The 22,140-nt window shown below is 61.8% G+C and carries 21 protein-coding genes; 7 read left to right on the forward strand and 14 right to left on the reverse strand.

Annotated elements, in window-relative coordinates:
- Positions 1–63: 63 nt before the first annotated feature.
- The 8 genes from motD to ACN9M3_RS25145 all read right to left on the reverse strand — a co-directional run bounded on the left by motD (position 64) and on the right by ACN9M3_RS25145 (position 9,101).
- A complete protein-coding gene (gene motD, locus ACN9M3_RS25110; RefSeq protein WP_426163808.1) occupies positions 64–825 on the reverse strand; it encodes a flagellar motor protein MotD in 762 nt (253 codons plus the stop codon).
- Between the two features lies 1 nt (position 826).
- Positions 827–1,573 (reverse strand): flagellar motor protein, encoded by a 747-nt coding sequence (locus ACN9M3_RS25115; protein WP_426163811.1) that lies wholly within the window; start codon positions 1,571–1,573, stop codon positions 827–829.
- Positions 1,555–2,286: an RNA polymerase sigma factor FliA gene (locus tag ACN9M3_RS25120; protein ID WP_057260429.1), complete on the reverse strand. Its 732-nt coding sequence runs from the start codon at positions 2,284–2,286 to the stop codon at positions 1,555–1,557. Before ACN9M3_RS25120 ends, ACN9M3_RS25115 begins: the two co-directional genes overlap by 19 nt.
- A 17-nt stretch (positions 2,287–2,303) precedes the next feature.
- On the reverse strand, positions 2,304–3,104 hold the full coding sequence (locus tag ACN9M3_RS25125; RefSeq protein WP_426163814.1) for a MinD/ParA family ATP-binding protein: 801 nt from the start codon (positions 3,102–3,104) through the stop codon (positions 2,304–2,306).
- Positions 3,097–4,440, reverse strand: coding sequence for a flagellar biosynthesis protein FlhF (gene flhF, locus ACN9M3_RS25130; protein WP_426318977.1), 1,344 nt, complete (start codon positions 4,438–4,440; stop codon positions 3,097–3,099). Before flhF ends, ACN9M3_RS25125 begins: the two co-directional genes overlap by 8 nt.
- Positions 4,441–4,709: 269 nt before the next feature.
- Complete coding sequence (gene flhA / locus ACN9M3_RS25135) at positions 4,710–6,839, reverse strand: flagellar biosynthesis protein FlhA (RefSeq protein WP_426318978.1); 2,130 nt, start codon at positions 6,837–6,839, stop codon at positions 4,710–4,712.
- Positions 6,840–6,851: 12 nt separating this feature from the next.
- Positions 6,852–7,988, reverse strand: coding sequence for a flagellar biosynthesis protein FlhB (gene flhB / locus ACN9M3_RS25140; RefSeq protein ID WP_426163820.1), 1,137 nt, complete (start codon positions 7,986–7,988; stop codon positions 6,852–6,854).
- 81 nt (positions 7,989–8,069) lie between these two features.
- Positions 8,070–9,101 (reverse strand): fumarylacetoacetate hydrolase family protein, encoded by a 1,032-nt coding sequence (locus ACN9M3_RS25145; protein WP_426318979.1) that lies wholly within the window; start codon positions 9,099–9,101, stop codon positions 8,070–8,072.
- A gap of 92 nt (positions 9,102–9,193) precedes the next feature.
- On the opposite strand from ACN9M3_RS25145, the gene ACN9M3_RS25150 reads away from it, so the two are divergent.
- A complete protein-coding gene (locus ACN9M3_RS25150; RefSeq protein ID WP_426318980.1) occupies positions 9,194–9,598 on the forward strand; it encodes a DUF2061 domain-containing protein in 405 nt (134 codons plus the stop codon).
- Between the two features lie 39 nt (positions 9,599–9,637).
- Here ACN9M3_RS25150 and ACN9M3_RS25155 read toward each other — a convergent pair whose 3' ends face one another.
- A complete protein-coding gene (locus tag ACN9M3_RS25155) occupies positions 9,638–10,660 on the reverse strand; it encodes an Rpn family recombination-promoting nuclease/putative transposase (protein WP_426318981.1) in 1,023 nt (340 codons plus the stop codon).
- Between the two features lie 149 nt (positions 10,661–10,809).
- Here ACN9M3_RS25155 and ACN9M3_RS25160 point away from each other — a divergent pair, with 149 nt between their 5' ends.
- Complete coding sequence (locus ACN9M3_RS25160; protein ID WP_426163829.1) at positions 10,810–11,187, forward strand: VOC family protein; 378 nt, start codon at positions 10,810–10,812, stop codon at positions 11,185–11,187.
- Between the two features lie 9 nt (positions 11,188–11,196).
- Complete coding sequence (locus tag ACN9M3_RS25165; RefSeq protein ID WP_426318982.1) at positions 11,197–11,619, forward strand: EF-hand domain-containing protein; 423 nt, start codon at positions 11,197–11,199, stop codon at positions 11,617–11,619.
- Here the strand turns inward: ACN9M3_RS25165 and ACN9M3_RS25170 are convergent, their stop codons facing one another.
- Positions 11,620–12,336, reverse strand: a complete 717-nt coding sequence (locus ACN9M3_RS25170) for a pseudouridine synthase (protein ID WP_426318983.1) — start codon at positions 12,334–12,336, stop codon at positions 11,620–11,622.
- A 143-nt stretch (positions 12,337–12,479) separates the two neighbouring features.
- Here ACN9M3_RS25170 and ACN9M3_RS25175 point away from each other — a divergent pair, with 143 nt between their 5' ends.
- Positions 12,480–12,773: a hypothetical protein gene (locus ACN9M3_RS25175; RefSeq protein ID WP_426318984.1), complete on the forward strand. Its 294-nt coding sequence runs from the start codon at positions 12,480–12,482 to the stop codon at positions 12,771–12,773.
- A 117-nt stretch (positions 12,774–12,890) separates the two neighbouring features.
- On the opposite strand, the gene ACN9M3_RS25180 is transcribed toward ACN9M3_RS25175, so the two are convergent.
- From ACN9M3_RS25180 to ACN9M3_RS25195, 4 genes are read right to left on the reverse strand one after another with little or no spacing between them, the layout of a single operon-like run.
- Positions 12,891–13,889: a S49 family peptidase gene (locus ACN9M3_RS25180; RefSeq protein WP_426163837.1), complete on the reverse strand. Its 999-nt coding sequence runs from the start codon at positions 13,887–13,889 to the stop codon at positions 12,891–12,893.
- A complete protein-coding gene (locus tag ACN9M3_RS25185; RefSeq protein WP_426163839.1) occupies positions 13,886–14,251 on the reverse strand; it encodes a Rieske (2Fe-2S) protein in 366 nt (121 codons plus the stop codon). Before ACN9M3_RS25185 ends, ACN9M3_RS25180 begins: the two co-directional genes overlap by 4 nt.
- Positions 14,251–14,910 (reverse strand): HAD-IIIA family hydrolase, encoded by a 660-nt coding sequence (locus ACN9M3_RS25190; protein WP_426163841.1) that lies wholly within the window; start codon positions 14,908–14,910, stop codon positions 14,251–14,253. Before ACN9M3_RS25190 ends, ACN9M3_RS25185 begins: the two co-directional genes overlap by 1 nt.
- A gap of 10 nt (positions 14,911–14,920) precedes the next feature.
- Positions 14,921–15,940, reverse strand: a complete 1,020-nt coding sequence (locus tag ACN9M3_RS25195) for an RluA family pseudouridine synthase (protein WP_426163843.1) — start codon at positions 15,938–15,940, stop codon at positions 14,921–14,923.
- A 563-nt stretch (positions 15,941–16,503) separates the two neighbouring features.
- Here ACN9M3_RS25195 and ACN9M3_RS25200 point away from each other — a divergent pair.
- From ACN9M3_RS25200 to moaA, 3 genes are read left to right on the forward strand one after another with little or no spacing between them, the layout of a single operon-like run.
- Positions 16,504–19,653 carry an Rne/Rng family ribonuclease gene (locus tag ACN9M3_RS25200; RefSeq protein ID WP_426318985.1) on the forward strand — a complete coding sequence of 1,050 codons (3,150 nt, stop codon included), beginning with the start codon at positions 16,504–16,506 and terminating at the stop codon, positions 19,651–19,653.
- Complete coding sequence (gene chrA, locus ACN9M3_RS25205) at positions 19,646–21,007, forward strand: chromate efflux transporter (RefSeq protein WP_426318986.1); 1,362 nt, start codon at positions 19,646–19,648, stop codon at positions 21,005–21,007. The genes ACN9M3_RS25200 and chrA overlap by 8 nt, the downstream gene beginning before the upstream one ends.
- 13 nt (positions 21,008–21,020) lie before the next feature.
- Entirely contained in the window at positions 21,021–22,133 is a 1,113-nt protein-coding gene (gene moaA, locus ACN9M3_RS25210) for a GTP 3',8-cyclase MoaA (RefSeq protein ID WP_426163849.1), read from the forward strand.
- Positions 22,134–22,140 lie beyond the last annotated feature (7 nt).

The following is a 22,140-nucleotide window of genomic DNA, read 5'->3' on the forward strand; positions in this document are numbered from 1 at the left end:
AGCGACCGCCGCGTACTAGGGTCTGACCCTATGGGTCTGACCCCGGTTTACCGGTTTAAGGGTTTAAGGGCTTGGAATTTCAGTAGCAGGATCCGGAATCCCGGACAGGATCGTCACCGCCACCCGCCGATTGCGCGCCCGCGATTCCGGGTTGTCATTCGACGCCACCGGCTGGTTGTCCGCATGCCCCACCGCCGTCATGCGTGAAGCAGCAATCCCCGACTCGATAAACAGCCTGACCACGCTGCCCGCCCGCACCGCAGACAACTCCCAGTTCGACGGAAAGATCGCATTCCTGATCGGGACATTATCGGTATGCCCCTCTACCTGCACATTATGCGGGTCGTCCTTGAGCAGCGTCGCCACAGCCGTCAGCGCCTCGCGCGATTCCTCGGTCAGGCTCGCATCGCCAGCCCTGAACAGCACCGAAGCATTGATTTCCACGCTCACCCCGCGGCTATTCTGGGTCACCCGCACCTTGCCCTCCTTGACGAGGGGCGCCAGGGTGCTGGCCAGGTCCTTGGCCAGGCGCGTCATCTGCTCCTTCTCCTTCTTGATCGCCTCATTGCGCTTGCGCGAAGCCGGATTCGGAATCGGCAGACTCTGGACTTCGGTATTGGTCGGCGGCGCAGCGCCGGCGCCGCCAAACGCATCGCCCAGCGCATCGGAAAACACCTTGTACTTGCCGGTATTGATCGAGGAGACCGCGTACATCACGACAAAGAAGGCAAACAGCAGCGTGATGAAGTCGGCGTAGGAAATCAGCCAGCGCTCATGGTTCTCAGGATCGTCGTCGAACTTGCGGCGTGCGCGGCGGTATTGCATGTCACGGCTCCCGCATCAGGGTCGCGATCCGTTCATCGATGACGCGCGTGAAATCGCCGGTGGCGATATCGTAGAACACCGACGCCGTCAGCTCCTGCAGGTAGACCTGGCGCGTGACGATGGTCTTCAGCTTGTTGGCAATCGGGTAAAAGAACAGGTTGGCCAGGCCGACGCCGTAAATGGTCGACACGAAGGCCACGGCAATGCCGGAACCGAGCCTGCTCGGGTCGGTCAGGTTTTCCATCACATGGATCAGGCCCAGCACAGCGCCCAGGATGCCGATGGTCGGCGAGTAGCCGGCCGCCGATTCCCAGATGCGCACCGCCTGGCGTTCGGCCGTTTCGAAAGCGGTGATTTCCATGTCCAGCAACTGGCGCATCTTGTCGGGGTTGATGCCGTCGACGATCATGCGCAAGCCCTTGGCGACAAACTTGTCCTTGGCGCCGAGCATGGGGCGCTCCAGCGCCAGCAGCCCGTCGCGGCGGGCCAGCATGCTCCAGTTGTTGATGTCGCGCGCCAACTGGGCGCGATTGTCTGGTGGAGGCTTGAACACCCAGCGCAGCATGGTCAGCCCGCGGCGCAGGGTTGGCCGGGTGGTTTGCAGCATGACGGCGCCGAACGTGCCAATCACAACAATCGCGAAGGCAGCCGGCTGCAGCAAGGAAGTCACCTTGCCGCCTTCCAGCCCCTGGCCGACGATGATGCCGGCCAGCGCCAGCAAGACGCCGGCTACGCTGGACCAGTCCATGCCTGCTCCCTGAGCGAGGCACGCAGGCGCGCCACGGCTTGTGTGTGCAATTGCGATACCCGGGACTCGGACACGCCCATCACCGCGCCGATCTCCTTCAGGTTCAGCTCTTCCTCGTAGTAAAGGCCCATCAGCATTTTCTCACGTGGGGGTAGCGCTTCAATCGCATCGATCACAGCCTGGCGGAAGTCGGTGTCGAGCAGCGCGCGCAGCGGATCGGCATCTTCATCATGGGCATAGCGGTCGAGGAAGCTGTCGTTGCCGTCTTCCTCGTGAAAATCTTCGTAGTACACCAGTTGGTGGCCGCCGCCTTCGGACAGCATTTCCTGGTAATCGGCCAGCGACAATTTGAGCGATTTCGCCACTTCCGACTCGGTCGGCGGGCGGCCCAGGCGCTGCTGCAGCGTGGCCATGGCGTTTTCAATCTTCCGCATGTCCTGCCGCATCGAGCGCGGCATCCAGTCGGAAGAGCGCAATTCATCGAGCATGGCGCCACGGATACGCATCACCGCGTAGGTCTCGAACTGGGCGCCGTGGGTTTCTTCATATCGATTAATAGCGTCAAGCAAGCCGATCATGCCGGCCTGTACCAGGTCATCCACTTCCACACTGGGCGGCAATTTTGCCTTCATATGGTGGGCCAGGCGCTTGACCAACGGCATGTGCGTCGTCAGCAAGGAATCCTTGTCCACCTTCCCTTTGACCGTGTACATAAAGGTTCTAATTCTTTTCAGGCTCTAAAATGGTTGCAGCTCCCCATCGCAAAACGCCCTGCCAGCTGGCGGAAGGCCACTGAAGCCCCGGCCAATGGGAAGGCGTCCACCACCGCACGACCCAGGCGGGCTGCACGCTGCAGGTATTCGTCAGCCGGCACAGAACCCATGGAAACAAGGTTGACTGCCAGGTAACGGCTTGCCGCATGTGCCATATTATCGTAAACCACCCTTGCTTCGGCCTCCGAAGCGCCGGTGACCAGGATGCCGAACGGCCGGCGGCCCAGTTCATGGTTGAGCCGCTTGATCATCATATAAGCATTCTTGATCGAAGTGGCGCTATTCGACACCTGTACCACGATCTCGGAACTGGCCATCAAGGGTACCGGGAAGGCTTCGCCGTCGAACTCGCCGTCCACCAGCACGATGCCGGCCTGGCTGGCCAGCACGCCGAAGGCCTTGGCCAGGCGGCGCCCTTCGTCCGGGCCGCGGCGCGCTTCGCCGCGCGTCATCGACACCACATTGAAGCCTTGCGGTGCAGCATGCAACACCTGGTTCAAGCCGCAGCGCTGGCGCGCCACGTCGAGCAGGCTGGCACCGTGGTCCAGCCCAAGGCGGGACACCACCCCGTGGGCACTGGCGCAGGCATCGACCAGCAGCACGTCGTTGCCGGCCTGCGACAGCGAGGCGCCCAGGTTAACCAGCATGGCGCCCTTGTCGTCCTGCGGCGTGGCCGACAGGAAGGTGATGATGCGTGGCCGGGGCCCGGCCAGCATCCGGCGCAGGCCTTCGGCCTGGTCGAAGTCAAAATTAGCCAAAGCGTACCTCGCGCAGCATTGGGTCATGGGCGGCACCGGCTACCAGCAGCGGCAGTTCGGCATCGCCGTATTTCGGGGCGGACTGGCCACCGAAAGCGCGCCCTACCAGCGCTGCCGAGTCGGCCAGGTGCAGGTCTTCCGGCACGCGCTGGCCGTTGGACATGTAGAACAGGCGCAGCTTGTGGCGAATCACCACGTCCAGGGCGGAGCCGATCGAGGCAGCTTCGTCGAGCTTGGTGATGATGGCACCGGCCAGGCCGCTGCCCTGGTAGGCGCGCACGACTTCGGACAAGGTTTCCTGGGTCGAAGTAGCGTTCATGCACAGGATGCGCTGCACGTCGGTGCCGACGCCCTGCAGCATGGCGACCTGTTCGGCCACCATCTGGTCACGCTGGCTGACACCAACGGTATCAATCAGTACGGTGTGCTTGTTGCGCAGCTCGTTCAGGGCGATGCGCAGGTCCGCTTCGTCCTTCACCGAGTGCACCATCACGCCCAGGATCTTGCCGTAGATGCGCAGTTGTTCGTGGGCGCCGATACGATAGGCGTCGGTGGTGATCAGGGCCAGCTTTTCCGGGCCGTGGCGCATCACGCAGCGCGCAGCCAGCTTGGCGGTGGTGGTGGTCTTGCCGACGCCGGTCGGGCCGACCAGGGCGAACACGCCGCCCTTTTCCAGCAGCGCGTCTTCGTTGTTCACGGCATTGATGTTGCGCGCGAGGACAGTGCGCATCCATTGCAGCGCTTCGGCGCTGTCGCGGGTGGCCGGCAGCTTGTCGGTCAGGTAGCGCGCCAGGCTGGCGGAGAAGCCGGCTGCCAGCAGTTCGCGCAGCACCACGGTTTTGTGCGGTTCGCGTTGCTGGGTGTTGGCGAAGGCCAGTTCGTTGAGCTGGGTTTCCATCATGCCGCGCATGGCGCGCAGCTCGCTCATCATGCTGGTCATCTCGGCGGCGGCGCTGGCTTTGGCGCTGGCGACGGCTTCGGCGACCAGGGAGGAAATGCGGTCCATGTCCACGGCTGGTGCGGCCGCTACCGGTGCGATCGGGCGGGCCGCTGCACGCGGGGCGGCCGGCGCCGGGCGTGCGGTGGCGCGCACCACTGGCGCTGCCGGCTGGGAGACCAGGGCCGGCGCCAGGTCCAGTTGCGGCGCCGGTGCGGCCATCGGGGAATCCGGGGAGTGCGGGGCCAGCGCGGCGGCATCGTCGCCGGCCAGGGCCAGGATTTCCACCGCGCCGTCGACGGCGCGGTTGGACAGGATCACCGCATCCGGGCCGAGCGCTTCGCGCACTTTGCGCAGCGCTTCACGAGATGTTGGGGCGGTAAATTTTTTAACGTTCATTTCCTGCTACTCCGACAGATTCGCACATGGTCAGATTATTGACGATGCGTGGAGGTAACAATCGGTGGAATAGCTTGGGAAATGCGGCTTAATTCAAAACCCGGTAAACCTGGGTCTGACCCGCAGGGTCAGACCCTGTCTGTTCGACGGCCGACAGGTGTGGGTTCGAAGCTTTTGACTTTTGACGAAGATCAACGGCGCACAACCAACCCCGTTGGCCGCGCCGCAGACAGGGTCTGACCCTGCGGGTCAGACCCTGGTTTACCGGTTTACTGCGCACCCACCAGCGAAGTCACCCGAATCGTCTTCGTCTCCGGAATCTCCGAATGCGACAGCACTTTCAGCTGCGGCAGTGCGCGGCGCAGGAACTTGGACAGCAGCGGACGCAGTGCGCCCGGCACCAGCAGCACCGGCGTCACGCCCAGCGCCTCCTGCTGCTGCGTTGCCGCCGCAGCCTGCTGGGCAATCGTATCGGCCAGCCCCGGCTCAATGCCCGCCGCATCGCCGGCACCACTCGTCATGGCCTGCATCAGCAAGCGCTCGAGGCGATTGTCAAGCGTCATGACCGACAGCTCCCCGCCGGCCGGGAACAACTGCTGCACGATCGCCCGGCCCAGGGCCACACGCACCTGCGCAGTCAGCTCATTCGGATCCTGGGTATGCGGCGTGAACTCGGCCAGCGTCTCGATAATGGTGCGCATGTCGCGGATATGCACGCCCTCTGCCAACAGGTTCTGCAGCACCTTCTGCAGCGCCGACAGCGACAGCATCTTCGGCACCAGGTCCTCCACCAGCTTCGGCGAATCCTTGCCCAGGTGATCCAGCAAGGACTGCACTTCTGCGCGACCAAGCAATTCGGAAGCATGCGATGTGATCAGGTGATTCAGGTGGGTGGCCACGACGGTGCCCGCATCGACCACGGTATAACCCATGCCGGTAGCCTGGTCGCGCAGCGAGGCGTCGATCCAGATGGCCGGCAGGCCGAAAGCCGGATCGGTAGTGACCATGCCCGGCAGCGTGCCGCTTGCCATGCCCGGATTGATCGCCAGGTACTGGCCGTTGAATGCCTCGCCGGTACCGACCTCTACGCCCTTCAGCGTGATACGGTAGGCAGAAGGCTTCAACTCCAGGTTGTCGCGGATGTGCACCGGCGGCGCAAGGAAGCCAACTTCCTGCGCAAATTTCTTGCGAATGCCCTTGATACGCTTCAGCAGTTCGCCCCCCTGGGTCTTGTCGACCAGCGGGATCAGCCGATAGCCCACTTCCAGGCCGAGGGTATCGACCGCCATCACGTCCTGCCAGGTCGCCTCTTCCTGCTCTGGGGCCGCCTGCCCACCGCCCGCGGCGCCGGCAGCGCCACCACCGCCAGGGCCGCCGGCCTCCTGCGCGGCAACCGTTTCCGCCTTTTCCTTCGCGCGCTTCTGCAGCATGTAGCCGGAGCCGATCAGGACCGACGCCAGCAGGATGAACACCAGGTTAGGCATGCCGGGAATCAGGCCGAGACCGCCGATGATGCCGCCAGTGATGAACAGCACTTGCGGCTTGGCGAACAACTGGCTGATCACCTGCGTGCCGATGTCGGTCTCGGAGGCGACCCGCGACACCACGATACCGGCTGCAATCGAAATCACCAGCGAAGGAATCTGCGCCACCAGGCCGTCACCGATCGCCAGCAGCACATAATTTTTCAGCGCGTCGGCAAATCCCATATCGTGCTGGATCATGCCCACCAGCAGGCCGCCCACCACGTTGATCACGGTCACCAGGATGCCTGCCACCGCGTCGCCGCGCACGTATTTCGAGGCACCGTCCATGGCGCCGTAGAACTCGGCCTCCTGCGACACTTCATTGCGGCGGCGCTTGGCTTCCGGTTCGCCGATCAGGCCGGCATTCAGGTCGGCGTCAATCGCCATCTGCTTGCCGGGCATTGCGTCCAGGGCGAAACGGGCGCCCACTTCAGCGATACGGCCAGCACCTTTGGTCACCACCACGAAGTTGATGATGGTCAGGATTACGAACACCACGATACCGACGGTGTAGTTACCGCCGATCAGGAAGTGGCCGAAAGCCTCGATCACCTTGCCGGCAGCATCCGGCCCGGTGTGGCCTTCGGTCAGCACGACGCGGGTCGAGGCCACGTTCAACGACAGGCGCAGCATGGTCGAGACCAGCAGCACGGTCGGAAAAGCCATGAAGTCCAGCGGCTTGACCGTGTACAGGCTGGTCAGCAGCACGATGATCGACAGTGCGATATTGAAGCTGAAGAACAGGTCGAGCACGAACGCCGGCAAGGGCAGGATCATCATCGCCAGTAGCATGATGATCAGGATCGGCGCAGCCAGGGCTTGCCCGTTACCGGCAATGCCTCTCATCCATGGCGGCATGTTCAGGGCGTTCATTCTCTACTCCGTTTATTTCTTGTTCAGTGGGTCCATATCGTCCGGCACATCGAGCCTGGTCGGTCGATCCGGGTAGCGCAGGCCTGGACGATAGGCCTTGATCTGGTACACATACGCCAGCACTTCAGCCACGGCGGCGTACAGGCGCGGCGGGATTTCATCGCCGATTTCGGTATGCTTGTGCAGGGCACGCGCCAGCGGCGGCGCTTCCAGGATGGCAACCCGGTGCTCTTTGGCCAGCTCGCGGATCTTGGCCGCCACTTCGTCGGTGCCCTTGGCCACCACGCGCGGCGCACCCTGCCCGCCTTCGGCGTATTTCAGCGCCACCGCATAGTGGGTCGGGTTGGTCACCACGACGTCGGCGGTCGGCACTTCCTGCATCATGCGTTTCTTCGCCATTTCGCGCTGGAGCTGGCGGATCTTGCCCTTGATTTGCGGGTTGCCGTCCGACTCCTTGGATTCCTGGATCAGCTCCTGGCGCGTCATCTTCAGCTTGTTCGCGTAATGCCACATCTGGTACGGTGCATCGATCAGGGCGATGAAGCCCAGCGCGCCGACGATCACGATGAAGCTGAAGCCCAGCATATTCATGACATGCGTGCTGCCGGTATGCAGCGGCTCGAGCATCAGGCCGATTGCCTCCTGCTGCTGGCGCGAAATGACCATATAGGCCACCACGCCGACGATGATGGACTTGATGATGGCCTTGACCAGCTCCACCAGCGAGTTGGTGGAGAACATGTTGCCGATGCCCGTGATGGGATTCAGCTTCATGAAATTGGGGGTGAAGGCCTTGGCCGAAAACAGCCAGCCGCCGACCAGCAGCGGCGAGGCCAGGGCCACCACCATCACGGCGACGGCGATCGGCAGGCAGGCCAGCATCACGTGCACCACATCGACCAGGATGCGGGTCACCAGTACATCTGGGTTGTAGACTTGCTCACGCGTCAGCGACAGCCCCGAAGTGAGGCTGCGGCTCAATTCGCGCACCAGGCCGGAGCCGGTCATCCACAGGCCGGCACCCGCTGCCATGAGAACGGTAAAGGTCGCGACTTCGCGCGACCTGGGTACGTCCCCTTCTTCACGCGCCTGCTCGAGGCGCCTCTGTGACGCGGGTTCTGTTTTCTCGGCTTCGCTGTCTTCAGCCATTGACCGCTCCTGTTATCGACCGTGCCATTATCGCTGCGGCCGAGCAAGAGCTATCGATGGAAAAAGCGGGGAAAACCTGCCTTACTCGGCCCCGTCGGCGGCTGGCGCCGCCTCTGGCACGGCTTTCGCACGGCCCAATTGCCAGACCTGCTGGTCGATGGCGCCGAAGATGGACTTGCCGTCGGCATCCAGCATTTCGATCTTGATGGTGTCGCCGAAGGACATGAAGGAAGTTGTCGGTTTGCCATCGGCGATCATTTCCAGGCAGCGCTTTTCGGCGATGCAGGAATAGCCCCTTTTAGCATCCTTGTTGGACACGGTGCCCGAACCGACGATGGTGCCGGCGCGCGCATTGCGGGTTTTCACCAGGTGCGAAATCAACTGGGCGAAGTTGAACACCATGTCCACGCCCGCATTCGGCTGGCCTACCAGCTTGCCGTTCCAGGTCGAGCGCAGCGGCAGGTGGACCTTGGCGTCGCTCCAGGCTTCGCCCAGTTCGTCCGGGGTCACCGCCACCGGCGAGAAGCTGCTGGCCGGCTTGGACTGGAAGAAGCCGAAGCCTTTGGCCAGCTCCTCGGGGATCAGGTTGCGCAGCGAGACGTCGTTGACCAGCACCAGCAGGCGAATCTGCTGGAAAGCCAGGTCGGGCGTGGCGCCCATCGGCACATCGTCGGTAATCACGGCGATTTCCGACTCGAAGTCGATGCCCCATTCTTCATGCTTCAACTCGATGTCGTCGCAAGGACCGATGAAATCGTCACTGGCACCCTGGTACATCAGCGGATCTTCCCAGAACGAGGCCGGCATCTCGGCATTGCGTGCCTTGCGCACCAGCTCGACATGATTGACGTAGGCCGAACCGTCGGCCCACTGGAAGGCGCGCGGCAGCGGTGCCATGCAGTTCTTCGGCTCGAAGTCGAAGCTGCGGCGGGCCTTGCCCTCGTTGAGCTGGCGGTACAGGTCGTCAAGCTGGGGCGAGATGAACGTCCAGTCATCCAGGGCGCGTTGCAGGCTGCGGGCGATTCCATCGGCGACCACGGCAGTTTTCAGGTCGCGGGAGACGACGAGCAATTGGCCGTCGCGGGTACCGTCTTTAAGGGTGGCAAGTTTCATTTCAGGAATGCTATCGATTCGGTAGAGATAATCAATTTTACCTCCTGGATGCGAATCATTACCATTTGGCTCAACTAGAAAGGAATTCGATCATGGCAATCGCAGCGAAGAAAATGAGCCAAGTCACCGCCCACATGGGCATCGCCTTCGGCCTGATGTACGTATTGACAGGGTCGGTGGCATTCGGCGGCCTGGCTGCCGTGCTGGAACCGGTGATCAACGTCGTGCTGCTGCCATTCCATGAGCGCGCCTGGCACGCGCTGCGCCAGCGCTTCGCTCACCGCCGGCTGGCATTGATCGCAGCCGAGAAAATCTCGCAAACCGCAATGCATGCGCTCATTGCCTTCGGCACCTTATACGCTGCCACTGGATCAATCGCGTTCGGTGGCCTGGCGGCAGTGTTGGAACCGATCATCAATGTGATCGCCCTGCCCTTCCACGACCGCCTGTTTGACCGCCATCTAATGCGAAGCGCCGCATCGCCGATGGCTGCCTGACAATAATCGCCTGGCTTGCCATCGGATGCATCCTGGCCGCTACCGCGATAACAACTCCGGCGGCACGCTCGCGCTGTCAATGAGGACGTGAATCCAGTCCAGCAGTTGCTCGGGCGCCGCTTGCTCCAGAACCTGGGCACCGGCCTGGGATAGTGGCTTTCCAGCATGCTCGAGCAGTAATCTCACAGTATTGCGCCGCTCAGCCAACAGGGCGTTTTTCGCCCCTTCCTGCTGTCCCTCATGCCAACCTTCCTGCAAGCCTTCTTGCCGGCCTTCCTGCCGGCCTTCCTCCCACCCCTCGCGTCGACCGCGGAGCAAGGTTCGGTACTCGAGTACCTCTGTGTAGTTGCGAAAATCATGTTCGAACATCATGGCGATTTTCTCCATAGTTAGCGCCTGGGCCATGTCCGCATCGGGGAACTGGGCAGAAAGACGCATTTGCACCCAAGCAGTGAGCGTCCTCGACAACAAATCATTGTGCTGGCGCTCCAGCCACACCGACAACGTTCGAGTCAGCGCTGGAATATCGCTGGCCTCGTCATCGGCCCGATCAAGTTCAAGCAAGGCTCTGATGACACCCTGTCCGATGCTTCGATCGACCAGCACATAATTTAGTTCCGGCTGCAGCGATTCCAGGCCAGGTGGCGCCTGCGGCCGGAATGCCCCCAGGGACCGGCTATACGGCCATGCCTCGCGGCCACTATAGAGAACGATGGGGAGCAGCAGCGGTTCCTTTCCGTGGGTCGCCCTGCGCGCCTTGATGAGGTCATCGGAAAGTAGCGCTGCATAACCCTGCATGCGTGTCGCCATCCATTTGTCCGGGATCGATTGGAATTCGATAAGCATATGGATGCTCGGACGACGAGATCGATGCACACACCACACGACGTCATCATGACGATGCGTGCCATTCGGCGATACATAGCTGGCATTCAGGCGTACAAAGTCGTCTGGGCGGACCGCTCTCGTCCATTCCTGCGGCACAGCCACGCACAACAGCTCGCGCGCCAACTCCGGGAACGAAAACAGCTGTTTGTAGCCGGTATCACTGGGGGAAGCCATGCAGGAAGTCTATGCGGCCCCTGTTTAAGCACTTTGGGCAAGCGCAAGCTGTTGCGACAAACCGGCCAGCCCCGGTGTGCGACAGCGAACGGACGCTTAGCGCCCAGGGGCCTAATCTCCACGCATCGAGTTCAAGCCGGGAGGCGAATATGCTGGCAGACAAAGATGCTATTGCGATGATCGCAGTAAAGAATCTGGATGCGGCGGCGAAATTTTACGGTGAAGTTCTCGGCCTTGAGAAGCTCGACAGCCCCGAACAGGAAGTGCTGGTCTTCCGCAGTGGGACCAGCACGATCAACGTCTATCGGTCGCAGTTTGCCGGTACAAACAAGGCAACCAATGTCATGTGGAACGTGGGCAGCGAACTGGAAGAAATTGCAGAACGCTTGAGAACGCAAGGTGTCATATTCGAGCACTACGATATGCCCGGCCTGAAACGCGAGGGCAACGTACACGTTGGCGGCAGTATGAAAGTGGCATGGTTCAGGGATCTCGATGGCAATATCCTCAGCATTGTTAGTGGCTAGGAGGCCAATATGAAAGCACTTAGCTTCATCGCAGGCGCACTAATCTCGGCACAGGCAATCGCCGGACCTGAGGTCGATAAGGAATTCAATTCCATGGATGCCGACCAGAATGGCAAGGTATCGGCGGCTGAACATGCGGCCGGTGCGAAGAGGATGTTCGAGCATATGGATGCCAACCATGATGGCAAAGTGGGTGCTGCAGAAATGACTGCTGCACACAAGGCCATTACGGGACAGGCAACGAAAAAGTCGGACATGTCAGCAGCCGACAAGATCAAGGCCGTCGATTCTGACGGCGATGGCGTGCTTACTGCCGAAGAGCACGCCAAAGCGTCGGCATCCATGTTTGCGAAAATGGATACCGACAAGGACGGATTCCTGAGCAAGCAGGAAATGGCCGCGGGACATGCGGCCATGATGAAGAAACAGTGATCAGGCCGGCGCCAATAACGCGAGCTGTTCGGGGGTGAGATAGCACCATTCCCCTTCCTGCAAGCCCAGAGAATCGAGTTGCAATTGGCCGATGGCGGAGCGGTGCAGCGCAGAGCAATGATTGCCGGCAGCAGCGAGCATGCGCTTGACCTGGTGGTATTTGCCTTGTTCGAGCACGATCTCGAGCTGGTGCTCGCCGCGCTTGATGCAGGTGACGGCAGCCAGGGGAGCGGGCTCATCATGCAACTGGACGCCGGCCAGCATCTGGGCCACCAGCTCGTCGGTCACCGGTTCGGCCGTGGTGGCCAGGTAGACCTTGGGCACGTGGCGCTTGGGCGAAGACTGCGCATGGATGAACGGGCCGTCATCGGACATCAGCAGCATGCCGGTGGTGTCATGGTCGAGGCGGCCGACCGGCTGGACTTCGCGCCAGGTGAATTGCTCAGGCAACAAGGTCAGCACGCCCGGGTGGTGGCTGGGCTTGCGGGAGCATTCGTAGTCGGAAGGCTTGTACAGGACAATATAGAGGTGCTCGCGATACACCCACTCTTCGCCGAACACTTCCAGCACCAGGCCGTCGGTTTCGATAGTCGCTTTATAGTTGTCCTGCACTTCGCCGCCGATGGAAACGTCACCGTCTTCGATCAGGGCGCGGCAGTATTTACGGGTGCCGAAGCCTTGCGACTGCAGGATTCGGTCCAGGGATAATTTACTCATGGGGCGGGATTTTACCGGATTTACGCTACCGCAAGCCTCCCTATTGATGCAGATCAAAGGGCGTGACAGTCGAGTTGGTACACTTAAATAGCATTAGGAATCTGCTGACTGGGCTATAGGAATTTCTTTGGGAGATCTCAGCAATGAAGCTCTACATCAACCGTAAGTCGTTGGCACAGGCCCATGCCGCTTCGCTGGAAACCAAATTGGCTGTCGCGCGCTGGAGCGGCCAGGCAGGGTCAATGCCGCAAGCGTTGTGGCGGCGTCAACAGGGAGCGGAGTTGCTCGAGTGGCTGCTGCAAGGCGGCTTTTCAACCGAAGACCAGGGCGCAGAAACGAAAACAGCGGCCAGGGGCCGCCGTTCTCTTGCCTCCCAAAGAGACAGTGACGAGGAATGTGAATTCACTCAAGTCCGCATCCGTAATGCGGCTGCGTAGTCTGCCTCAAGAATTGATTGCTAATCGCCCTCCCCTTGAATCGAACTACACCGTCAATATAGTCCACGTCGGGGAAATGGCAAGCAAAAATGCCAATGTTGACTGCTGAGCCAAGTTTCAGCGCAAGCTCGGCTTGGCAGCATCGGCGGCGGCCTTGATGGCGCCATAACCAACTGCTGCGCCAAACTTCTTCAGCACGCGCTCTGGCAGGTTTTCATGCTGGGTATAGTCGACGATGTCTTCCGCTTTCACGATGTCGCGCGCCACGCTGTCGACGCTGCCCAGGTCATCGGCCAGTCCCATGTCGATGGCACGCGCGCCAGTCCAGTACAGGCCGGAGAACATGTCGGGGGTTTCCTTCAGGCGCTTGCCGCGGCCGGTACGCACCACGTCGATGAATTGGGCATGGATTTCCTTGAGCATGGTCTGCGCATGCTGCTTCTGCTTGTCCGACTGGGGGCTAAACGGATCCATGAAACCCTTGTTTTCGCCAGCGGTGAGCAAGCGGCGTTCCACGCCCAGCTTTTCCATGGTGCCAGTGAAGCCGAAGCCATCCATCAGCACGCCAATCGAGCCAATGATGCTGGCCTTGTTGACGTAGATGCGATCGGCGGCCGAGGCGATGTAATAGCCGCCCGAGGCGCAGATTTCATCGACCACCACGTATAGCGGCTTTTGCGGGTAGCCGTGGCGCAGGCGGCGGATCTCGTCCACGATCATGCCGGCCTGGACCGCGCTGCCGCCCGGGCTGTTGATGTGCAGGACGATGGCCACCGAGCCGGTATCCGAGAAGGCTTTGTTCAGCGCGGGAATCACCACATCCGCCGCACCGCTGCCTTCCGACTCGATACTGCCTTCGATTTCGATCAGGGCGGTATGGCGGCCCAGGGCCTCGGCATCGCCGCCCATCAGGTTGACGCCGAAGTAGCTGGCCAGGGCGAAGAAAATGATCGCCAGTGTCGACACCTTGAAGAAAATGCTCCAGCGGCGATTGGCGCGCTGCTCCTTCAGCGTAGCGAACACCAGCTTTTCCAGCACTTCACGCTCCCACTTGATGGGAGGATTCTCGGCCGAGGGCGCTGGCTGGGTGTTATTGTTGTCGTTGATATCACTCATGGTCGTGGGCGCACGTAATCGTCAGGCTGCCAGTAAATGTTTTCGTCTCGCTCAATCACGGCAATCGGACGCAGTCGACCGCCGCGGCATGGGCCGCCGGCACATTGGCCATTCTCAGGCATATAAATGGCGCCGTGTGTGGAACACATGATATAGAGGCCGCTCGATTCAAAGAACTCGCCCTCAGCCCAGTCCAGCTCGATCGGCACGTGGGCGCAGCGGTTCAGGTAACCATAGACCTTGCCGCCGTAGCGCACCACGAAGCCGGTGCTGTCTTCGCCACCGGCGCGCAAGGGAAAACGGATTCCCTTGCCGCCTTCCAGCAAAGCCTCGGCAGCGCAAACCAGGATGTCAGCATCCATCAAGCGTTCTCATTCAGCCATTGGTGCAATTGCGGCACAGTCCGCGCCGAATACACCGGGTTGCAGGCAGCCAGTTGTTCCAACGGATGGGCGCCATATTCGACGGCGATGCCAGAAGATCCCGCATTTTGCGCCATCATCAGGTCATGTGTGGTGTCGCCAATCATCACGGTCCTGCGCAAATCCTGGCCCAGTTCGCGGGTCAGTTCCTGCAGCATGGCCGGATGCGGCTTGGAGAAAGTCTCGTCGGCGCAGCGCGTCGCATCGAAAGTCGACAACAGTCCGGCGGCGTTCAGGGAACGATTCAGGCCGACCCGGCTCTTGCCGGTCGCGACAGCAAGAAAATAGCCTTGCTGCGACAAGTCCTGCAACATTTCGTGCACGCCATCGAACAGTGTCAGCTCGTGGTCTTTCGCCAGGTAGTGATAGCGGTAGCGCTCCATCACGCGCGGATAAATCTTCGGGTCGAGGTTCGGCATGGCGACCTGCATGGCTTCTCCCATGCCCAGCCCGATCACGTGGGCGGACTGTTCCCTGCTCGGGATAGGCAGGCCCAGGTCCTTGGCGGCAGCCTGGATGCACTTCACGATGGTGGCGGTGCTATCCATGAGCGTGCCATCCCAATCGAAGACGATCAGGTCAAATTGCTTGCGCGGCATTATTTTTTTCTCAATTCAATGGTTTCCCCAAGCTTACCAAGAATCGCTGGCATTCGGCGGCCAAAGGCGCATTCAAGGTCATCGGCTTGCCCGTTTCAGGATGGGTAAACGTAATCTGGTGGGCGTGCAGGAACATGCGTTTCAGCGCGCCACGCGTTTCCGTGGCTTTCTGCAGCGCCTTGTTCAGTGCAAAATCGCCGTATTTATCGTCACCTGCAATCGGAAAGCCCGAAGATTGCAGATGAACGCGAATCTGGTGGGTTCGGCCGGTCTTCAGCTCGGCCTCCAGCAGCGCAAAACCATCAAATTTCTGCAGCAGGCTGAACACGGTATGCGAAGCCTGGCCGTCGGCTTGCACGCGCACGCGGCGCTCGCCGTCCGGAAGCGTGTATTTATGCAATGCAAGCTTTACGTGCTGGCGCTTGTTCTTCCAGTCGCCCACCGCCAGGGCCAGGTAGCGCTTGTCGGTCAGTCCGTCGCGCATCTGGTCATGCAGGTTGGTCAGGGCAGTACGCTTCTTGGCGATCAGCAGCAGGCCGGACGTTTCCCGGTCCAGGCGGTGCACCAGTTCCAGGAACTTGGCGTCCGGGCGGGCTGCGCGCAACTGCTCGATGACGCCAAATGAAACGCCGGAACCGCCATGGACGGCAACGCCGCAGGGTTTGTTGATCACCAACAGGTTGGCGTCTTCAAAAATGACGTCGAATTCGGCGGCCGGAACGGTTGCCTCTTGCTTTTCAGCAATGCGAATCGGTGGAATGCGCACCAGGTCGCCGGCATTCAAGCGGTACAACTGGTCGATGCGGCCCTTGTTCACCCGCACTTCACCCGAGCGCAGGATACGATAGACGTGGCTCTTCGGCACACCTTTGCAAACACGCAACAGGTAGTTATCGATCCGCTGTCCGGCCTCTTCTTCAGTGATTGTGACGAATTGTGCTTGCGGCAGGACCTGTTGGGGGGAAGCGGAATCGGCTTTTTGCGACTTGTTTTGGCCCGGCTTCCCAGAATTTCTCTCTAAGTCCTTCATTTTGAATATATAATCGTTATGCCGCGGTTTAATCTGCTGCAAGTGTAAAGAATTAAACGTACATTTTACACAGGGGCGTATCTGCTGGCCTCGCCAAACGCAAATTCGGTGGAAAAAATTGTATACGCACATTCGTGCGCCGATCAGGGTCGCAACCGCTGTTGCCATCGGCTCGAGCGCTCGTGTGCTGAATTAGACTGGCTGGATTGTTAGGATAAGTCCGGCGAGCAAGCACTACAGTCGTTGCTCGCTGGTTGATGAAGTGGATAACGCTTGCCGTTTCGCCAAGGCACCATACAAGATGCCCTGGCCCGACGATGTGCGCACGCCTGCATTCTCCCGCCACCCGGCAACGCTCGGGCCGTTGGATGATGTTGCACGCAGTGCGCAAACTCGGCATGACGATTTGCTTCATGCGCCCAATGCGGCGGCAGCGCTTCGCGCCCGCCGCATGACGAGGCATTTCCCCCTACAGCCTCCTTAATTCACGCGTATATCCTTGTACTTCGCCGTCTCCATGGGGGCGGCTTTGACATGGCCCAAGGGTCGCGGAGTTAATAAAAATGAAACGCATGTTGTTTAATGCTACGCAGCAAGAGGAGTTGCGCGTAGCAATTGTCGACGGTCAAAAATTGATCGACATCGACATCGAGACCGCCGGACGAGAGCAGCGCAAGTCCAATATCTACAAAGGCGTCATCACTCGAATCGAACCCTCCCTCGAAGCTTGCTTCGTCAGCTACGGCGAAGACCGCCACGGCTTCCTCCCCTTTAAAGAAGTTGCCCGTTCCTATTTCCGCGAAGGCGTCGACGTGCGCAATGCATCCGTCAAGGAAGCGCTGCGCGAAGGCCAGGAAATCATGGTGCAGGTGGAGAAGGAAGAGCGCGGCAATAAGGGCGCGGCACTGACCTCCTTTATTTCGCTGGCTGGCCGTTACCTGGTCCTGATGCCGAACAACCCGCGCGGTGGCGGTGTTTCCCGCCGTGTCGAGGGCGAAGAGCGCCAGGAGCTGCGCGAAACCATGGACAAGCTGGACCTGCCGCAAGGCATGTCGGTGATTGCCCGTACCGCCGGCATCGGCCGTACCGTGGAAGAGCTGCAGTGGGACTTGAACTACCTAATGCAACTGTGGCGCGCCATCGAAGGCGCCTCCAAGGCAGCCTCCGGCGCTTTCCTGATCTACCAGGAATCGTCCCTGGTGATCCGCGCCATTCGCGACTACTTCCAGCCTGATATCGGCGAGATCCTGATCGATACCGACGAGATCTACGAACAGGCGCACCAGTTCATGTCGCACGTGATGCCGGACATGGTGCACCGCGTGAAGCGCTACAGCGACGACGTGCCGCTGTTCTCGCGCTTCCAGATCGAACACCAGATCGAAACCGCGTACTCGCGCACGGTTCCGCTGCCATCGGGTGGCGCCATCGTGATCGACCACACTGAAGCCCTGGTCTCCATCGACGTCAACTCGGCCCGCGCCACCCGCGGCTCGGACATCGAAACCACCGCCTTCCACACCAACTGCGAAGCCGCCGACGAAGTGGCCCGCCAGCTGCGCCTGCGCGACCTGGGCGGCCTGATCGTGATCGACTTCATCGACATGGAAGTGTCGAAGAACCAGCGTGAAGTCGAACAGCGCCTGAAAGACGCCCTGCACCACGACCGTGCACGTGTCCAGATGGGCAAGATTTCCCGCTTCGGCCTGATGGAACTGTCGCGCCAGCGCCTGCGCCCTTCACTGTCGGAAGGCTCGCACGTGACCTGCCCGCGCTGCTCGGGCACCGGTCACATCCGCGATACCGAATCGTCCGCCCTGCAGGTGCTGCGCATCATCCAGGAAGAGGCGATGAAGGAAAATTCGGCCGCCATCCACGTCCAGGTGCCAGTCGACGTGGCTGCCTTCCTGCTGAACGAGAAGCGCGGCGAAGTGCTGAAGATCGAGACCCGTCACCGCATCACCGTGATCCTGATCCCGAACAAGCACCTGGAAACCCCGCACTACAAGCTGGAACGCATCAAGCACGACGATCCACGCCTGGAAGACCACGCTGCCTCCTACACCATGGCTGAAGCTGCCGAGACCGACATGTCGTTCTCCAAGCGCCACAAGGAAGAAGCCAAGCCGCGCCAGGAAGCCGTCGTCAAGACCATTACCCCAGAGCAACCAGCTCCAATGGTGGAACATAAGCCGGAAGCTGCCAAGCCAGCCGCCGCCGCTCCACGCGCGGCTGCTCCAGCAGCCCCGGCTGAAAAGGGCTTCTTCGCCAAGCTGATCTCCTTCTTCACCGGTGGTGAGAAGGAAGAGCCAGTGCAGCCGAAAGCGCCAGTCATCGTCACCAAGGCGCCAGCCAACGCAGAACGCGGCGACCGCAAGGATCGCGGCCAGCGTGGCCGTAACCGTGGCGGCAAAGGCGGCCGCGGCGAGCGCGAAGACCGCGAACCAGGCACCCGTCCAGGCGCCGAGGAAGCGAAACCGGCAGCAGAAGCCCGCAAGCCGCGCGAACAGCGCGAGCCACGTGAACCGCGTGAGCCACGCCAGCCGCGTGAACCACGCGAGCAGCGCGAAGGCGCCGAGGCGGCCCAGGCCCAAGGCCAGCGTGCCGAGCGCGAACCACGCGAGCAGCGTGAGCCACGTGAACCGCGCCAGCCTCGCCAGCCACGCGAGCCGCGCGCCGAGAAAGCAGTTCCAGCGGAAGCCAAGGCCGAGGAATTGGCACTGGCAGCAGCAGGCGTCGGTCCAGTTGGCACCGGCACCGGCGCGCCTGAGACGCCAGTACTGGTGAAAGCAGTTGGCAACACCGGACCAGAGGGTGAAGAGCATGAAGGCGCGGAAGGCGGCGACGAGCCACGCCGCCGCCGCCGTCGCGGTGGCCGCAACCGTAACCGTCGTGAGCGTGAAGGCGCTGAGGGCGTGGAAGGTGCGGAAGGCGCGACCGAGGCAACGTTCACCGTTGCGCCGGCTGAAGGCGAAGCAGTTCCAGTGGCCGCCGCTACCGAAGCTGTGTCGGCCCCAGTTGCTGCCCCGGCTGCTGTCACCGCCGAGCAGGCATCCACTGAAGCTGCGAGCGCTGCCGCTGCCGAAGGCGCCGCTGCGCACGCCGCTGCAGCCACGGCTGTCGAGGCGCCAGCGCTTGCTGAACCGGTTGCCGTAGCCCCTGTAGTAGCTGCGCCAGTCGAGCCCGCACCGGTAGCTGTCGCGCCAGTCGAGCCAGCCGCCGTGGACTTGCCAGTCGCTGCTCCAGCAGCCGCTGAGCCAGTCGCAGCGGAGCCTGTGGTCAGCGCGCCAGCATCGCCACAAGGCGTGCTGCCTTTCGCTGAAGCCGCGCCGGCCGCAACCGAACCGGCAACTGCCGAAGAAGTTGCTGCCGACGTCGTCGAGCCAGCGGCTGCCGCAACTCCAGCTCCAGCCGAGGCAGCGCCAGTCGCCGCCGCGCCGGCACCGGCCCCAGTTGCGCCAGCGCCAGCGCCAGCACCAGCTCCTGCCCCGGCAGCACCTGTGCCGGCCGCTGCCAAGGCAGACGTCGATGCCATGCTGGCTGCCGCCGGACTGTCGATGGCAGTGACCGACCCGGCCAAGGTACGCGCGGCGCAGGAAGCTGCCGCCGCTGCCGCGACCGCCCAACCGATCCGCGTGCCACGCGAGCGCAAGCCGCTGCCACCGGTTGCCAGCGAGCCGCTGGTGCAGGTTGAAACCAAGGCGAATGGCTAACCGGCCTTTCGCAGACGAAAAAGGGAAGCCAGGTGCTTCCCTTTTTCATGTCCCATTGTGGGAAGCATTCCTGTATTGGCTCAAGCTGGGCTTCATCAGCTTCGGCGGCCCGGCCGGACAGATCGCCCTGATGCACACCGAGCTGGTTGAGCGCCGGCGCTGGATTTCCGAACACCGCTTCCTGCACGCACTGAATTACTGCATGCTGCTGCCCGGCCCGGAAGCCACGCAGCTCGCCATCTACATCGGCTGGCTGATGCACCGCACATTGGGCGGCATCATTGCCGGCGTGCTGTTTGTACTTCCCTCGCTGTTGCTGCTAATTGGCCTGTCCTGGGCCTACATGGCTTACGGCAGCCTGCCCGCCGTCGCCGGCATCCTGTACGGCATGAAGCCCGCCGTAGTCGCCATTGTGCTGGCTGCCGCATGGCGCATCGGCAAACGCACGCTGCGCAACCGCCCATTGATGGCCATCGCACTGTCTGCCTTCGTCGCCATCAGCTTTATCAAGCTGCCATTCCCGGCGATTGTCGGCGCGGCCGCCCTGCTGGGCTGGGCCGGCGGCCGGCTTCGTCCCGAACTGTTTGCCCTGGGCGGCGCCGGGCACGGCCCTGCCGCCACGCAAGCCGCCCACCCTCCCGCCCTGATCGACGATGACACGCCAACGCCGCAGCACGCGCGCTTCAGCTGGACCGGACTGGCGCGCGTCGCCGCTGCCGGCATCGTATTGATGGCTGGCGGCTGGCTGCTGCTCGCCTGGCTGTTCGGCATCGACAAACCGCTGGCGCAGATGGCCTGGTTCTTCAGCAAAGCCGCCATGATGACTTTTGGCGGGGCCTATGCTGTCCTGCCCTATGTCTACCAGGGCGGTGTCGAGCACTTCCACTGGCTGACGCCTGCCCAGATGGTCGATGGCCTGGCCTTGGGAGAAACCACGCCTGGCCCTCTGATCATGGTGGTGGCGTTCGTCGGCTTCGTCGGCGCCTGGACGCAGCAAGCCGTGGCCGGCCACCCTGCCCTGGCAGGCATGCTGGGCGCCGCTGTCGCCGCCTGGTTTACCTTCGTGCCGTCCTTCGTCTTCATCCTGGCCGGCGGCCCGCTGGTCGAATCAACGCGCGGCAATATCCGCATGACCGCCCCGCTGACCGCAATCTCTGCCGCCGTGGTGGGAGTAATTGCCAGCCTGGCACTATTTTTTGGCATCCACGTGTTCTATCCAGCCGGCCGCTGGGAGTGGCCGGCCGTCGCAATCGCCGCTACCGCAGCCATAGCCTTAATGCAGTACAAGCAAGGAACAATCCGCGTATTGCTGGCCTGTGCAATTGCTGGCATCGTGCTATCGTACCGGGTGTAACCACGCACCCAGCATGACCGAAAAAATCATCCTCCTGAACGATGGCCGCAGCCAGGCGCCGGCCATCCCCGCAACGTTAGAGGCGCCAACCGGCCGCCTTCAGGACAGGTTCGCCCGTCCGCTGCACGACTTGCGCATTTCCATCACCGACCGCTGCAATTTCCGCTGCGTCTACTGCATGCCGAAGGAAGTGTTCGACAAGGACTACCAGTACCTGCCGCACAATGCCCTGCTCACGTTTGAGGAGATCACGCGCATTGCGCGCCTGTTCGTCGAACACGGGGTTGAAAAGATCCGCCTGACCGGCGGCGAGCCGCTCTTACGCAAGGACCTGGAACGACTGGTCGCCATGCTGGCCGAACTGCGCACCGTGAGCGGCAGGCCGCTCGACCTGACCCTGACCACCAACGGCTCCCTGTTGGCGCGCAAAGCGCAATCGCTGAAGGACGCCGGCCTGCAACGCGTCACCGTCTCGCTCGACGCGCTGGATGACGCCACCTTCAAGCGCATGAACGATGTCGACTTCGCAGTAGAGGATGTGCTGCACGGAATCGACGTGGCGCACAGCGTCGGCCTTGGTCCTGTCAAAGTGAACATGGTGGTCAAGCGCGGCATGAACGAACAGGAAATCCTGCCGATGGCGCGCCACTTCAAAGGCTCGCCTTCCATCCTGCGCTTCATTGAATTCATGGACGTCGGCACGTCCAACGGCTGGAATATGCACGACGTGGTGCCATCCGCCGAAGTGGTGCGCATGATCAGCGCCGAAATGCCTTTGGTACCGGTCGATCCGAACTATACCGGCGAGACGGCCGAACGCTGGCGCTACGTCGATGGCGGTGGCGAAGTCGGCGTGATCTCCAGCGTGACGCAGGCCTTCTGCAAGGATTGTTCGCGTGCCCGCCTGTCGACCGAGGGCAAGCTGTACACCTGCTTGTTCGCATCGCGCGGCCACGACTTGCGCGCACTGCTGCGCGAAGGCCGCAATGACGCAGAAATCTCATCCGCCATCACTGCGCTGTGGCGCGTTCGTGCCGACCGCTATTCGGAACTGCGTACCATCAATACCGAAGGCCTGGCGCTGGGCGCCGACCGCAAAGTCGAAATGTCATATATCGGGGGCTAAGCTGGCG

This window comes from Pseudoduganella sp. R-43 (assembly GCF_049913255.1).
Lineage (GTDB): Bacteria > Pseudomonadota > Gammaproteobacteria > Burkholderiales > Burkholderiaceae_D > Rugamonas.